Annotated in this window: 11 protein-coding genes; 5 read left to right on the top strand and 6 right to left on the bottom strand. The window is 46.2% G+C overall.

The window, feature by feature from the left end; genetic code table 11:
• Nucleotides 1-357: 357 nt before the first annotated feature.
• Nucleotides 358-1,257 carry an alpha/beta hydrolase gene (locus NDI33_RS20065; protein ID WP_190673836.1) on the top strand — a complete coding sequence of 300 codons (900 nt, stop codon included), beginning with the start codon at nt 358-360 and terminating at the stop codon, nt 1,255-1,257.
• Nucleotides 1,258-1,311: 54 nt separating this feature from the next.
• Here NDI33_RS20065 and NDI33_RS20070 read toward each other — a convergent pair whose 3' ends face one another.
• A complete protein-coding gene (locus NDI33_RS20070; protein WP_190673837.1) occupies nt 1,312-1,839 on the bottom strand; it encodes a DUF4330 domain-containing protein in 528 nt (175 codons plus the stop codon).
• Between the two features lie 176 nt (nt 1,840-2,015).
• A complete protein-coding gene (locus NDI33_RS20075) occupies nt 2,016-2,213 on the bottom strand; it encodes a hypothetical protein (RefSeq protein ID WP_190413431.1) in 198 nt (65 codons plus the stop codon).
• A gap of 449 nt (nt 2,214-2,662) precedes the next feature.
• Between NDI33_RS20075 and NDI33_RS20080 the strand changes: the two genes are divergently transcribed.
• On the top strand, nt 2,663-3,514 hold the full coding sequence (locus tag NDI33_RS20080) for a M48 family metallopeptidase (RefSeq protein WP_190673841.1): 852 nt from the start codon (nt 2,663-2,665) through the stop codon (nt 3,512-3,514).
• Here NDI33_RS20080 and NDI33_RS20085 read toward each other — a convergent pair.
• Nucleotides 3,511-4,272 (bottom strand): metallophosphoesterase, encoded by a 762-nt coding sequence (locus tag NDI33_RS20085; protein WP_190673843.1) that lies wholly within the window; start codon nt 4,270-4,272, stop codon nt 3,511-3,513. The genes NDI33_RS20080 and NDI33_RS20085 overlap by 4 nt on opposite strands.
• A gap of 660 nt (nt 4,273-4,932) precedes the next feature.
• Between NDI33_RS20085 and miaE the strand changes: the two genes are divergently transcribed.
• Both miaE and NDI33_RS20095 read left to right on the top strand, forming a co-directional pair.
• A complete protein-coding gene (gene miaE / locus NDI33_RS20090; protein WP_190673846.1) occupies nt 4,933-5,532 on the top strand; it encodes a tRNA isopentenyl-2-thiomethyl-A-37 hydroxylase MiaE in 600 nt (199 codons plus the stop codon).
• A gap of 13 nt (nt 5,533-5,545) precedes the next feature.
• Nucleotides 5,546-6,031, top strand: a complete 486-nt coding sequence (locus NDI33_RS20095) for a GNAT family N-acetyltransferase (RefSeq protein WP_190673848.1) — start codon at nt 5,546-5,548, stop codon at nt 6,029-6,031.
• Between the two features lie 202 nt (nt 6,032-6,233).
• On the opposite strand, the gene NDI33_RS20100 is transcribed toward NDI33_RS20095, so the two are convergent.
• From NDI33_RS20100 to NDI33_RS20110, 3 genes are all read right to left on the bottom strand, one after another.
• Nucleotides 6,234-6,611, bottom strand: coding sequence for a response regulator (locus NDI33_RS20100; RefSeq protein WP_190667747.1), 378 nt, complete (start codon nt 6,609-6,611; stop codon nt 6,234-6,236).
• A 366-nt stretch (nt 6,612-6,977) separates the two neighbouring features.
• Nucleotides 6,978-10,745, bottom strand: a complete 3,768-nt coding sequence (locus tag NDI33_RS20105; protein ID WP_242033049.1) for a response regulator — start codon at nt 10,743-10,745, stop codon at nt 6,978-6,980.
• A gap of 45 nt (nt 10,746-10,790) precedes the next feature.
• Nucleotides 10,791-13,091, bottom strand: a complete 2,301-nt coding sequence (locus NDI33_RS20110; RefSeq protein WP_242030520.1) for a GAF domain-containing protein — start codon at nt 13,089-13,091, stop codon at nt 10,791-10,793.
• Nucleotides 13,092-13,789: 698 nt separating this feature from the next.
• Between NDI33_RS20110 and NDI33_RS20115 the strand changes: the two genes are divergently transcribed.
• Entirely contained in the window at nt 13,790-13,951 is a 162-nt protein-coding gene (locus tag NDI33_RS20115) for a hypothetical protein (protein WP_190673850.1), read from the top strand.
• Nucleotides 13,952-13,978 lie beyond the last annotated feature (27 nt).

The raw sequence follows: 13,978 nt of genomic DNA on the forward strand, positions 1-13,978 counted from the left end.
TAATTTACATCTGCCTTTAGGGATAACTATTTGCAAAATCTTTAATTTCAAGACGGTTGTTTTATCGTTCCTTTAAATTGCGGATAAATTACAGGATCGTTGCTCCAGTTAGGCTGGGCGCATTTGCTGCTAGATCGTTTGGTCTGACGCTACCCGATGAGAAATTCTGAAACCACCTATATGCAAGCGTTTCATCGTTCAAAGTCTAAAGCAAAAATCTAAAATAGTATCAGTCACCAGCTCAACTGAGCATCGCCGATTGAAACTGGGTGTTAGGAATCAACCAGTAGTCAGACGTTCTAACACTCAACAATTCGCGACAATGAGCGCTCGTGGCGATAACAATGAGGTTTATTCATGATTCAGCCACCCGGCTTTGAGATGCAATCGATTGTCACTTCCTTGGGAAGAGTGGTGTACTACACCCCCAAGGGGGCACCTTGGCGCTCGGCGGATGCAGCCATGTCAGAGAATCTGCCCACGTTGGTTTTCCTACATGGCTTTGGTGGTGGGTCATCCGCCTACGAATGGTCGAAAGTCTATCCAGCTTTTGCAACCGATTATCGAGTGATTGCACCCGACCTAATTGGTTGGGGTCGGTCTGACCACCCCGCACGCAATTACCAGATAGATGACTACATCAACACAATTATTGAGTTCATCGAGCAGACTTGTAACGAGCCAGTACCCGTCGTGGCATCTTCTCTCACGGCTGCTTTTACAATTAGAGCTGCGATCGCTCGCCCCGATCTCTTTAAGTCCCTGATTCTCACCACACCGGCGGGTCTGTCTGACTTTGGGGAAAATTACACCCGTAGCTTCTTTGCCCAACTCGTTGCTACGCCCATTCTGGATCGCTTGCTCTATAGCACGGGCGTTGCTACGGAGGGGGGAATTCGTAGTTTCCTAGAACAGCGACAATTTGCAAGGCAACGCCGCGTCTACCAGGAAATCGTAGACGCTTATCTGCAATCTGCCCAACAACCCAATGCGGAATATGCAGCGCTCTCTTTTGTTCGGGGAGATTTATGCTTCGATCTATCCCTTTACATAACTCAGCTAAACGTACCTACTGCCATAATGTGGGGGGAAAAGTCTGAGTTTACGGGTCCGGAAGTTGGCAGGCGGTTGGCAGCTTTAAATCCGCAAGCTGTCCGAGTTTTTCAGGCGCTTGATGATGTGGGATTGACGCCCCAACTGGAACTGCCTGCGGTGACAATTGGCTTCATCCGGCGATTTTTAGACTTGCTGAACTAGAAATGTCAGAGAAACCCATTATTTTAGAAAATAGTGGGTTTCTCTACCGCAAGATTAGTCTGGGAACCGGATATCAATGACTGTGGAATTGAAGTTATAACCTGAGCCGTCTAGTTCTACTGGAATGCCAATTTTGAGTTTGGTACCGCCCACAACCGGCCCATCCTTCGTGATTTGGGCTTTAGTACCGAAAGTCATCAGCATATCGGTGCTAAAAGAATCAGGTCTAGGATCGGGGAGCGCTTTGACAGAACCATCCGGTTGCGGGACGGTTACGCTTCGCGGCAGGATTTTTATGGATTTAATCTCCATCTGTCCAGCGGGTTGATTGCGGATAATAATATTCGTTTTTTTCTCCTTCTGGAACTGGTCGATTAAAGCCTGGGGATCTCGTACATTTAAACCCCGGACAATCAAATCCATTTCTACGGGTTTTGTGGTAATGCCGACTTGGGCAACCGAACCGGAAGTGCCGGGAAAAAAGAAGATTCCCACAATAACTGAGAGAATCACTAAGGCAGCACCCACATCTAAGATGCTCACCTTGCCGAATAAGCGACCTTGAGAATCCAAAATCTTCATGCAGAATTGTCCTGGCTCTAGCTAAAAAACTGGGGAGATTCAGTAACCTCTAACTCTACAAATCACAAGGTAGATGATACTTAATCCGGCAGTCTTTTGTCAGAGTACCATGAGTGTCGCCTTGAGAGTGCTGGCAGATGGCTGGTTGTAAAGCCTTCCTGAAAAGACTGCCTAACTTAGTCTACGACCCGGATGTAGCCTTGCTTCAGGCTGTCAAATACTCGGTTGACTTGGATCTGCTCTTCGGAGCTGAGAGCCGTCTTCGATAACAGCGCCGCCATCAGCCGTTGTTGGTCATGGCGAGTAATTCTGCGCGTAGTTAATAATTGCTCGACTAATTGAGCGATCGTTAGGGAGAGGCTTTGAGCTTGCATCTGGTTATCGGGGCACAGGATTCTATTTAAATTTTCGGTAAACTTGTCCTCCAGTTCATCAGGACATTCACCGAATCTAGTGATGAAAAATGGCTAAATTTTCAGGAGTACCGAATCAGTATTGTACGGGGATCGATCTTAGTTGGAGGCTCTGCCCAGGCTTGAGCGATCGCAAAATCTCTCGATTGTGGTTGAAGCTGCAACTTAGAATTCTCAAATCACGTCTGTTTGTTTCAGACTAATGAAAGTTGTTGTCACATTTACGCGGAGCGATCGCATTCTATAGATTCTCTTTCGCTGGGCTGATGCTTGGGAAGAAGAACAAGAATCCGAAATTGTGACTTAAAAAATGTGGTGTTGCCTCGCCTGCTTTCAGGGTAGGGAGTGTTGAAATTGTCAAGACTGGTCGCCGATCGCAACTGTCGATTTGATTATTACTCGTATTCGCTATGAAGTTGAACCCCTTGTCATTTTTTTCCCGTCGTTCCTCCAGCCGCTGGTTCTATCCGTTCCTCTCATCTGTGGTAGCGCTGTTTATTTGTGTCGGTTTGCCTCAGTCTGGGCAAGCGATCTCGTTGTTTGACTTGATTTTGCGCGGCGTTCAGGTAATTCAGCTGTCGAGTATTTCTGATAAACAGGAAGTCCAAATTGGTCGGGCAATTAATAACCAGCTAGTCAGTCGGGAGATTCGGCTGTATCGCAATCCGCAAATCGTTCGCTACGTTGAAGAGATTGGTCAGCGGTTGGTGGCGAAGAGCGATCGCCCTGATATTCCTTATACGTTTCAAGTCGTTAACGATAAGGGTCTCAATGCCTTTGCGACAATGGGAGGCTTTGTCTACGTCAACACTGGCTTGCTCACAGCAGCAGAGAATGAAGCTCAGCTGGCGAGTGTAATGAGTCACGAAATCGGTCATATTGCCGGTCGTCATGCAATTGAGCAGATGCGGAAAAGTGCGCTAGCTCGCGGCGTAGCGGCAGCAGCGGGGTTGGATCGCAACCTAGCCGTTCAAATTGGCGTAGATTTGGCTCTACGGCGTCCGAACAGTCGGCAAGATGAATTCGAGGCAGATCAAAAGGGACTGCAAACCATGATTAGGGCAGGTTATGCTCCCTCTGGAATGGTGGCTTTCATGGAAAAGCTGCTCAGGGCAAATTCGGTGCCTACTTTCTTAAGTACCCATCCGGCAACCTCGGATCGGATTAAGGCTTTGGAACGTGCCATTGACCCGGAAGATGCCAATATCGGCGATGGGTTGGATCAGCAGGCTTATAAAGCGAAAATTCGCCCTCTGATTTAAGGTCTGAGCATCTGGCGGCGCATCCGACTCACCTGAGATGGATCGATTTGCGTCACTGCTTCTTTCAAGGGTAGTTTGCGAACGCGACGCCGCGCCACATTGACTTGATAAACCAAACTGTTGGTGATATCCAAGCCAGTCAACCAGCCACTTTTTTGGTGATAGGCACCCGTATCGATGTCAAGCCAGCCGTTCCCTTGGGCAAGTTTTCCTGGTGCGACTCCAGGCAGGGTAAAGGTGATGGTGTGACCCGTAATGATCAGTTTATCGAGGAAGTACGGCTGGGGAATGCTGTGAAATTCTTCGCGAATCCAGCAAAATTCCTCAGCGGTTTGCTTCTCCAAGGGAATTTGCGGATGGACGCCTGCATGAACTAACCAGAGATCCCCTAAGTCTAAATAAGTGGGTAGCGATCGCATCCATTCTATATCCTCTGTCGGAATGCCCGCTTCCCCATAACTGTTCACGGTCGCATGACCGCCACTGTAGAGCCATCCTTGCAGCGCTGGGCCGTAAATTTGTCCATCGCCCAACACGTCTAATAACATTTGCTCGTGGTTGCCCAACAAGCAATGATAGGAATTCTCCTTGACAAATTTAACAACCTGAGAGCTGTGAGGCCCTCGATCGATTAAATCCCCCAAAAAATAAACTGAGTCGCTTGAGGAAGGAGCGATCGCTTCCAATAAGGTCATCAGGCCTTCGTAGTGGCCATGTACATCACCAATCACAATGCGACGGGGGGTCATTTTGCTCATCCTCAATCCGATTACTCACAACCTTAGATAGCGCCTCAAAGTAAGACACCGAATCACTGTCGATCAAAACTTATACACTCATGGACATCCCTAGTCATGTCGCCCAGGTTATAGCGCGGGTGGGGGAGTGACTTTCAAACGCGGCACAGTATCATCAAATTCCATGTCTTACCAATAAACCATTGGTAATATGTTTGTTGCGTCTGCTCCGTTACAGCTAGATGCAACTTATAGCCCGTTAAAACTGATAACCACGCTAAAACTGGGTTGATTAGTAAGTCAATCAAGTAGGAGAATGTCAAAAAAGGGAATGTCCTTGTATTAAGAGTTTCACGGAGCGGATGCACAGCCTGAATAGGGAACACCAAAAAAGCACTGGGAAAACCAACTAGAAATGGGAAGTTAAAAGTCAAAGGTATATTTTTAAAGCTGACTTTTAAGTTCTAAATTCTCTTCTAAGTGGCGGGATGTATCAAATTGTAAGTATGGTAGACTACATTATTAATCATATCTCGCCTAGCTTGAGTAGAACCTTCTGGGATCGGGAATCTCTCTGAAGGCGGTCGAGTGTTGGGTGAAACAGAGCGAGACAATCAATAGAAAAATTCTCTCGCTATCGTTAAATGTCAGGATTTTTTACCTTAAAGTTCCTTGCCTACTGTGTCTTCTGCTACGCTGCCAGTTATTATTGCCCTGAAACAAGCTAGTAGTATCGCTTGGGTAAATCAGGCGATCGCGAACATCGATATCATTCTGCTGGATCATTCCCACTGCGAACGGAAAGCAGCAGGAGTTGCTTTGAATTTGATGTTTCGCTACCCTTCTTATACTCAGTTGGTGCGGCAGCTTACCAGGATCGCCTGCGAAGAACTGGAACACTTTGAGCTGGTTAATCAGTGGCTGGAACGTCGTGGCATCCCCCTCGCTGCCCTCTCTGCGCCTCCCTACGGTGCCGGGATGAAGGCGCAAATCCGCGCTAAGGAGCCAGATCGGTTATTGGATTCTTTGCTAGTTTCTGGGTTGATTGAGGCTCGAAGTCACGAACGGCTGGGATTGCTCGCCACCCACTTACCCGATCCAGAGTTAGCCCAATTTTATGGCAGCTTGATGGCATCTGAAGCACGTCACTATGGCGTTTATTGGGTGCTTGCCGATACTTACTTTGAGCGTGCTGTTGTCAACCAACGGCTGGAGGAATTAGCCGTCATTGAGAGTCAGTTGCTGGAAACGCTGCATCCAGAACCGAGAATTCACAGCTGAAGGCAAGAAGCAGATGAAAGCTCAATATCGGGATTTTGTGATTCGTGGCTGGGAAAAGCGCGATCGCATTTTTGCGGCTGATGTCATCCATTCGGTGTTAACCGAGTATGGCTTGCCTTGGCAACCAGAGGAGGCAGATAGGGATGTTCTAGAGGTAGAAAAATTTTATCAAGATTCTGGGGGTGAGTTTTGGGTAATTGAAAGAGAAGGGAAAGTGGTAGGGACTGGCGCGTATTATCCAGTGAAGCGCGGGGACAGAGCGGTAGAATTACGCAAAATGTATCTATTGCCAGCTGTGAGAGGGCAAGGACTGGGTAAGTATTTGTTAGAACAACTCGAAAATGCGATCGCTTCTCGTGGTTTTCAAGAAGTTTGGATTGAAACCGCCAGCGTTCTCAAAGAAGCAGTCAAATTGTATGAAAGTAGTGGGTATGAACCAGCAACAGGTGTAGAGACGGCAAGATGCGATCGCGTCTATGTAAAATTCTTCCCCTTTTAATTCTTTTTCGAGTAGAGCTATAAACTAAGGGTAGAGGTAAGAAGGCTTGATAGAAAGGGCGTTCTTTTTATACCATTTCATCTGAAGGTTGTCACAAATAAATTGTTGGAAGTGGCTACTGACAAGACTTGGGTTATTCAAAATCTAAAATCCCAAATCTAAAATGGTATTATTCTTACCTTTTCCCCTCTACCCTTTTTCTTTATAAACCTAGAATTTCTCTAGATTTTTCAACAACTTCATCTGGGTCGAAAGGTTTGGTCATATACAAGTTGGCACCCACATCATTGCCCTTTTGCCTATCAAACTCCTGACCCTTTGCCGTCAACATGATAATGTAAATATTAGGTATTTTTAGCTCATTTTTTACAGCGTTACAAACCTCAAATCCATTCATTTTAGGCATCATTACATCCAGGAAGACGAGTTCGGGTTTTTCTACCTGAATCGTCTCCAGCGCTTCCTCGCCATTGGCTGCTGTCAGTAATTCCACACCTTCATCTTCAAGCTCTTCAAGGGTTTGCTCCATGAGGATTCGGATGTGAGGCTCATCATCCACAATCAGTATTCGTTTGGTCATAATCCCTCCACTATGACGTAGAAGTATGAAACTTTTCACATTTGTCCATTCATACTTCTACATTCAAAACTTACAAAATTACCCATTTGAGATAGAACTCAATACAGTTCGGATAAATAGCTCTAGCTGGGGTAGGCAGCAGGCGATCGCTATGCATGATACCATTTGGGTTGTGAAGCACTACATTAACGCTCTCCCCAACCCTCCGATAAATTAGGGAGTTAAAAAATATTATATGTTGCAAACAAAAAAGAAAATGGTATACTGCTCCACCACAGATGCTTTTAAACCTTGAGATAGAACTAATCGAGTAGGAGTAGTGGTAGAAGAGTTAGGTAGAAAAAGCTTTTTGTTACCTTTTTCGCTCTATTCAAGTTGGCTCTCGGCTAGTAACAGAAATAAGACATTTTCCAGCCCACATTCAAATCGCAATGTTTTGACAAGATTATGCTGCTGTGAAAACACGGAATCTACAATAATCATATCGGGTTTGACTGATAATGCCTTCTCGATACACTCAGGGCCATTAGATGCTTCAACAACGCTGTATCCCTTGGCTTGCAGCACCTCAGCTAGTAGTCTCAGGGTTGATTCATTTTCATCAACAACCAAAACTTTTTTCTTCGACGTTCCTTGAGACAGTAGCAATCCGATATCCTTGAGGAGCCCTTCTGTGTTAACAGGCTTGGTAAAGTATCGGTCGATGCCCAGCCGATAGCCCCTCTGTTTATCTTCAATAATTGACAGGATGATAATGGGAATGCCCATCGTCTGGGGGTCATTTTTTAGCACCGCTGCCACATCAAACCCATTAATTTGCGGCATCATCACATCTAGAATAATTAGGTCGGGTTGGGCAGTTTTAACCTGGGCAATCGCATTCATTCCATCGATAGCTTCTTTGACTTCATATCCTTCGGCTTCCAGTTCCTGCCTGAGAAGTTGACGAATGTGGGCATCATCATCAACGACCAAAATGGTTTTATGATGCTCAGAGGACGAGGGTTCCATTTGGACGAGACTCTGTTTCAATTGTCTAACGAGGATATCGATATTCATCTTCTCTACATCAGCATTGGTGCTATTACTGATGGGTAGACTGAAAGAGAAGGTACTACCCCTACCCAGCTCACTTTCTAGCCAGATTTTGCCGCCATGATGTTCTACAATTTGCTTGCAGATTGGTAGCCCCAAACCAGTTCCTTTGGGTTTGTCTGTGAGGGTGTCACCGACTTGCTTGAATTTCTCAAACACTTTATCTTGGTCAGGGGCGGCGATGCCAATGCCGCTATCGATGACGCTGACGATAATTTGATTAGATTGCTGTCTGACGCGACAGGTTACATAGCCAACGTCTGTGAATTTGATGGCATTGGAAATAAGATTGATGGCAACTTGGATCAAGCGATCGCGATCGCCCACAACTTCAGGAAGTCCCGCTTCAATATCTTTTTGCAGATGAAGCCCTGCAACTTCAACTAGAGATGAGGTGGCTGCGATCGCCCGTTCGATAATCTCTTCTATAGAAGTGGGATGCATCTGCCATTCAACTTTACCCGCCTCCATCTTGGCGATATCTAAGACATCGTTAATTATGGATGTTAGCCGCTCACCTTCAGACACAATGATATGAATATTTTCTCCCACCTGCTTGACAGTCTTTTGAGTTTTCCGATCCTCTGTTTGGAGTAAGGGAAAAATCCCAGTTTCCAATTTTTTCTTGATGATTTTGGCAAATCCGAGTATAGAGGTTAGGGGCGTCCGCAGCTCATGGGAAACCGTAGAGATAAAATCTGTCTTCATCCGATCGATTTCTTTTTCGGCAGTGATATCCCGAATTAAGATGACCGAACCGATACAATTATTGACTGCATCCTGGGAAGCATCTTTGCAAATTGCTGTTGCCACTGCTTGACCGAATCGATCATCTGCCAGTTCTATCTCTGCTATAAAGACTTCTGTGGGATGTTCTCTGGTTTGTTGTACAAGTTCTGCCACCTTCGTGTTAGATAGTTCGTGGCAATCTTTACCCGTCAGATCGATGTTTCCCAGCCCAAACATAGCGAGCATTGCTGGATTAATGCGAGTGATTTGTCCATTTGTATCCGTCACCAACAAGCCTGCTGCTAAGTTGTCAATGATAGCAGTGAGATAGGCATTAGCTTTTTGCAATGCTGCTTCCGCCTGTTTGCGTTCGGTGATGTCGCGCAGAATCGCAATATATTGTTGGAAATTCTGATTTTTCTTCTGGGAGATTGTCGCTTCAATGATGCGTAGAGACGCGAAATTTTGCGTCTCTAGAGGGGTTTGAGTGAGTATTTGTTCGCTCCGGTTGGGCCACTGCTCAGGCTCATTCGCCAATCCCGACAGGAACTCATTCAGGCGATGCCCAACTAGCTCATGGGTATTCATCTGGCACAGTTGGGAGGCGGCTGGGTTAGCCTGACGAATCGCACCCTTTTCATCCAGCACCAGAATGGTATCCGGGACGGTATCAAGGGCAGTGATAAAGAGGTTTTCCACTTGTTCCCGTGCTTCAGCGATCGCCGTGACCTGGGGTAAGCTAGTCCAGCAGGCGATCGCGATCGCGACAAACCCGACGATCATCAGCAAAATGACCAAGAGATTGTTGCTGGAACTGCTTGAACCTCTCTCTAACAAGGCTCGGATCGCCCAGCCTATTGTGGTAGCGCCACAGACCAACACCAGCAGGATGATTACTTGAAATGCCACAAAATCTTTGCTCTGACGGTGCTGCGCCCGATCTCGCTGAATCCACCAGGCTGGGTGAAAGGGTGGAAACGCAATACGACCGATAGCCGCATCCGCTGCCAAAACGGCGATGGGAAACAGCAGCCCAATCAGCACGTCTTGCCAACTCCAACCTAAACCTCCCACTACCAAAACAACCGCTTCTACCAGGAAAAAGCCTCCAGACCACCACGACCATCGCACTTCTGGTCTGTCTCGGCGCAGCCATAATGCCAGGTGGACTACCATGATTGATGCCAACCAGCTAGTACCCGTTACTACCACGATGCGGGAGATATCTCCCCAAATCAGACAGATGAGGCTGATTACAAGGCTAAATACAAGACCCGGTTGCAGGACACCTGCCCTTGAGACAATGGCGAAGACGGGTGAAAGCAGTCCGTCTAGGGCGAGTTGGTACAAAATACGGGGAGAGTTGGAAACGCAAGTGGCGCAGGTGAGAAGACAGCTGGAGGCGATTAGGAGTGTGACGATTGAAGAAGCTGACTGACCCCAGAAAAGCTGGGCAGCCGTTAATAGGGTCAAGAACGTGTCTTCGCCAAGCCCTTGTTGTACGGGCACCAAACGCATGACTATCCAGGAACCGCCCACTAGGACAACTGGAATTAGCCAAGCAGAGAAGATCAGAAATCGTAAAGTTTCATGAGGGCGTCGGCTATCAGCGACAAAAGAGGAAGCGCTTTCACAGCCGTAGGCAAGGTAGGCGGCAAAGAAGTACCACTTGGCCCAGTCTGCAAAAGTTAGCGTTGACCAACTGGTGGGGAAAAAACCAGGGCTAGCTGGAGAGACGGCTAACCACCCGATCCCTTGAGTGCAGAACACAAGTAGAAATCCGGCTGCCGGGAGAATGAAAAATAAGTGCAGAATCCCCAAGGCGCGGGTGCCGCTAAACGCCAGAATATAACCCAGTAGCGTGAATCCAATTTTGAGAATTATTTCGGGGCAAGTAATGCCCAAAGGTTCCAGGTTGGCTTCGATCAGATTTGTGAAGATGATCGCGTTGACTGGCAGATATCCTGCCCAAGCGATGAAGTATGCGATCGCTCCGTAACGACCCAGACCAGGATAGTTTCTCAGTAGCCGGGTTGTATAGTTCGGCGTTCCGCCTGACATCTCCGGCCAATGTTCCCCTAAACGCTTCACCTGTAGGTTCAGCAGCACCCCCACGATCGTTGCGGGCAACCACACGAAAAGGGCAGACGACCCAAGAGCAGCGTGCATCAGAGGTGCCGTGCCAATCCATCCCAGATGAGTCGTCAGACCGAAACCCCAGGTTTCCAAGACACTCAGGGTTCGGGGGAGGCGCATGAGCGATCGCTGATTCGCCATCGCATGATTGTTCTGCTCAGACATCACACTCATACTCATCTCCCTCGCGACTAAAAGCGTTTCGCCGGATAACTTGCCTTAATGATTTGATGTCGCCATGCCTCTAGGCAGCTGGCTTAAATGCTGTGGTGCTAGCGGGATCTCAATCCAAAACTCGGTTCCCTGACCTGGTTGGGAAAAACACTTCAGAACTCCACCATGTTTTTTCACTACAATCTGATAGCTAATTGATAGCCCTAGCCCTGTCCCCTTTCCTACTGCTTTCGTCGTAAAGAAGGGATCGAACAATTGTTTTCTCACTGCTTCGGTCATTCCAGAACCGTTATCGGCAATGCGAATTACAACTTTATTGCCATCTCCCATTTCCGTGCGAATCCGAATTGTAGGTAATGAGCTATTGCTACTTTCTTCCCGATTACCCATGACCCATAACCCACGATCGCTGCCTTCTTCTAAGGCATCAATTGCATTGACAAGAATGTTCATGAACACCTGGTTCATCTGACCTGCATAACACTCCACAAGAGGGAGTTTGCCGTACTCTTTAATCATCTGAATGCCTGGATTTCCACCACTCGGTTTCAGGCGATTTTGTAAAAGCAGCAAGGTGCTATCGATCCCCTCATGAATATCCACTGGCTTCATTTGTGCCTGATCCACGCGGGAAAAGTTTCGCAGTGATAATACAATCTGGCGAATGCGATCGACTCCCACCTGCATTGAAGACAGCAGTTTCGGCAAATCTTCGACCAGGAAATCGAGGTCAATTTCTTCTTGTTGAGCTTGAATTTTCGGCGCTGGATCGGGATATTCCTGCTGATAGAGTTCTAAAAGGTAAAGTAAGTCTTGAGTATATTGATTGATGTGGCTGATATTGCCGTAGATGAAGTTGACAGGGTTGTTGATTTCGTGGGCAATACCAGCGACCATCTGACCCAGACTGGACATTTTTTCGCTCTGAATCAGCTGAGATTGAGCTTGTTGTAACTCGTGCAGGGTTCGCTGTAGCTGTTGCGCTTGCGCTTTGGCAACAAAGGCAGCAGTGCAACTTTGTTCGTAAAGTTCTGCTTGGTCGAGAGCGATCGCTAATTGATTCGCCACCGCCTGCAATAGTTCAACTTCATACTCACTCCAAGGTCGAATTTCTTGAGTGTTACCACAATTAACAACACCAATCGCACCAGAGTGAGTTTGAATGGGCAATGCCAATATAGAGGTGAACCCCTGAGAAACGAAAAAGTCCTGCATGACTGGATCGCTTAAAGTTTCCACCTCATCGGCGCGAATGATTTCCAGCTCCAAAAGCTTTTGCGTAAAAGAACCTGTTTCCGTAGCAGAGTAGTACCCAATTAAGCTAGGTAGGTTAGCACTTCTAGATTCATGAACAACTTCCCAACTTGCTTGATTTTCTTCTCGAAATAGTATTTCTTTCGGACAGCTTGACTTAATACAAACGATGTTCGGTCGATACCAAATGAACGAACAGCGATCAATTTGTAGGAGGTTGCGAATTTCACTTACCGCTGTTTCCAAAACAGTATTGAGATCGAGGGAATGACGAATTTGGCTACCCAAACGTAAAAGCAAATTTTCCCGACGGCTTTCCTTGAGCTGGTTTTCATGAACAAGGGCATTGTTGATGGCTGATGCTGCTTGGAATGCCACCAGGTTCAAGAGTTTCAGATCCTTTGCTGTATAGCTTTCCGGGGAAGAACTGCTAATCTCAATTGCACCAATCCCCCTATCTTTCGTCTTCAAAGGAACACAAATTAAGGAGCTGATTGGAGTTTGTCTTTCAACAAACCTAGGATCAGATAATACATCGTTGACTATCTCTCCTTTTCCGGTTAAAACAACACTGCCAACGATGCCCTCGCCTACCCGTAAGGTTGCTTTTGGGTGGCATCCCTCACCAAATTCCGAGATAGTCTCAAGCTTTTGCGTTCTTGCATTGAGTAAGAGAACTGCACCGCTGGTTCCCTCAATGAGTCTCCTGACTTCATCAATTACAAGTTTGGCAACTTCTTTGAGATCCAGGCTAGCCGTTATTTTTGTAGAAATATCGTGGAGAAGGGTTATTTCTCTATATTTATCTAGTAATTCATGAGCTAGTGTTTTTTTCTCTAGCTCTTTATTCGCTAAACAGGAAAGCAGTGAAGCTACAACAGATGCCTTCCGCTCCCCCGTTACCCATCCAATCGCTTCACCCGACAGCTCTACCGGATATTTATTGAAGCCATTTTTACTATCATTTCCTAAAATTATTTCGCCTGATGCATCCTGAATTGCGATCGGTGTTTCTATTATTTCTAAAATTTCCTGTAGAAGAGATAGTCCTTCTTTTTTAGATGCAATTTTTTTGAGACTAATTTTAACCATCAGCTTTTGCACTCTCAAAAGAGTAAAACTAAACTATCAATCCCGCTTTTCATTATGTCTTTTAGTTTATGAACCTTCAATTTATTAAATAAAAGGTTTATAAATTGTAATTTTTTTTAACATTCGATAATTGATAAGAAGTAAATATTTTTACACTGAGAATACTGAAATCCAGCACTCGCTTACATCTGGAACAGAGATATTTATAGACAAGCTAGTTTGCATCTAAGGGGATGTCTGAGAAGTGCCAAAAATTGACTTTGTCCCCTAGTCCCTCTTTTCAAGGAGGATAAGTTTCTCAAAGTCCCCCAATTTATCAGGGACGGCAAGGGGTATCTCTACTGTTTAAGAGTCTCGATTATGACTTTTCAGACATCCTCTAATACAGAATATACAAACAAAGCGGAGGGGCTATAGGGGGTAGGGGGATTTTTTCCGTCTCCCAATCTTGCAATCTCCCAATCTCCAATTAGATTATGGCGCTTTCATCATGGCGGAACAGGTTCAACCATTTCAGATGAACAGAAAATCTGGATAGCATTTCTAATGCCGATTTGTCACCCTAAACTTAGGATACTCATCAAGCCCGTGAAAATTCAAAAACGCGATTTTTTAACTTAACATTCTTGTTAGCAGAAGCGCCACGATTGACGCATCTTCCGTTTTAGCGAACGGTAGAATCCTCATCACATCGGCGATTGCTTCTTCAAGAACGCCGCTACGAGGAAGCCAGCAGCGCTAGGACAAAAATCTGCATCCAATGGCTAACCCAAGCGATCGCATCCATCAAGCCGCCTCAACTGCAAATTTCTGAAGCCGCCGCTCAGCGAAAGATTAATAACATTTTATGTTTTCTTTAACGATCCTTGGGGCGGATGTGTAAACCT

It is taken from the genome of Trichocoleus sp. DQ-A1 (genome assembly GCF_039961955.1).
In the GTDB taxonomy this organism is placed as follows: domain Bacteria; phylum Cyanobacteriota; class Cyanobacteriia; order Cyanobacteriales; family FACHB-T130; genus FACHB-T130.

Excerpts from the sequence above, each read along its gene's own strand:
- NDI33_RS20065 (WP_190673836.1), top strand. The coding sequence starts at position 358 with ATGATTCAGCCACCCGGCTTTGAGATGCAATCGATTGTCACTTCCTTG.
- NDI33_RS20070 (WP_190673837.1), bottom strand. The coding sequence starts at position 1,839 with ATGAAGATTTTGGATTCTCAAGGTCGCTTATTCGGCAAGGTGAGCATC.
- NDI33_RS20075 (WP_190413431.1), bottom strand. The coding sequence starts at position 2,213 with ATGCAAGCTCAAAGCCTCTCCCTAACGATCGCTCAATTAGTCGAGCAA.
- NDI33_RS20080 (WP_190673841.1), top strand. The coding sequence starts at position 2,663 with ATGAAGTTGAACCCCTTGTCATTTTTTTCCCGTCGTTCCTCCAGCCGC.
- NDI33_RS20085 (WP_190673843.1), bottom strand. The coding sequence starts at position 4,272 with ATGAGCAAAATGACCCCCCGTCGCATTGTGATTGGTGATGTACATGGC.
- NDI33_RS20095 (WP_190673848.1), top strand. The coding sequence starts at position 5,546 with ATGAAAGCTCAATATCGGGATTTTGTGATTCGTGGCTGGGAAAAGCGC.
- NDI33_RS20100 (WP_190667747.1), bottom strand. The coding sequence starts at position 6,611 with ATGACCAAACGAATACTGATTGTGGATGATGAGCCTCACATCCGAATC.
- NDI33_RS20105 (WP_242033049.1), bottom strand. The coding sequence starts at position 10,745 with ATGAGTGTGATGTCTGAGCAGAACAATCATGCGATGGCGAATCAGCGA.
- NDI33_RS20110 (WP_242030520.1), bottom strand. The coding sequence starts at position 13,091 with ATGGTTAAAATTAGTCTCAAAAAAATTGCATCTAAAAAAGAAGGACTA.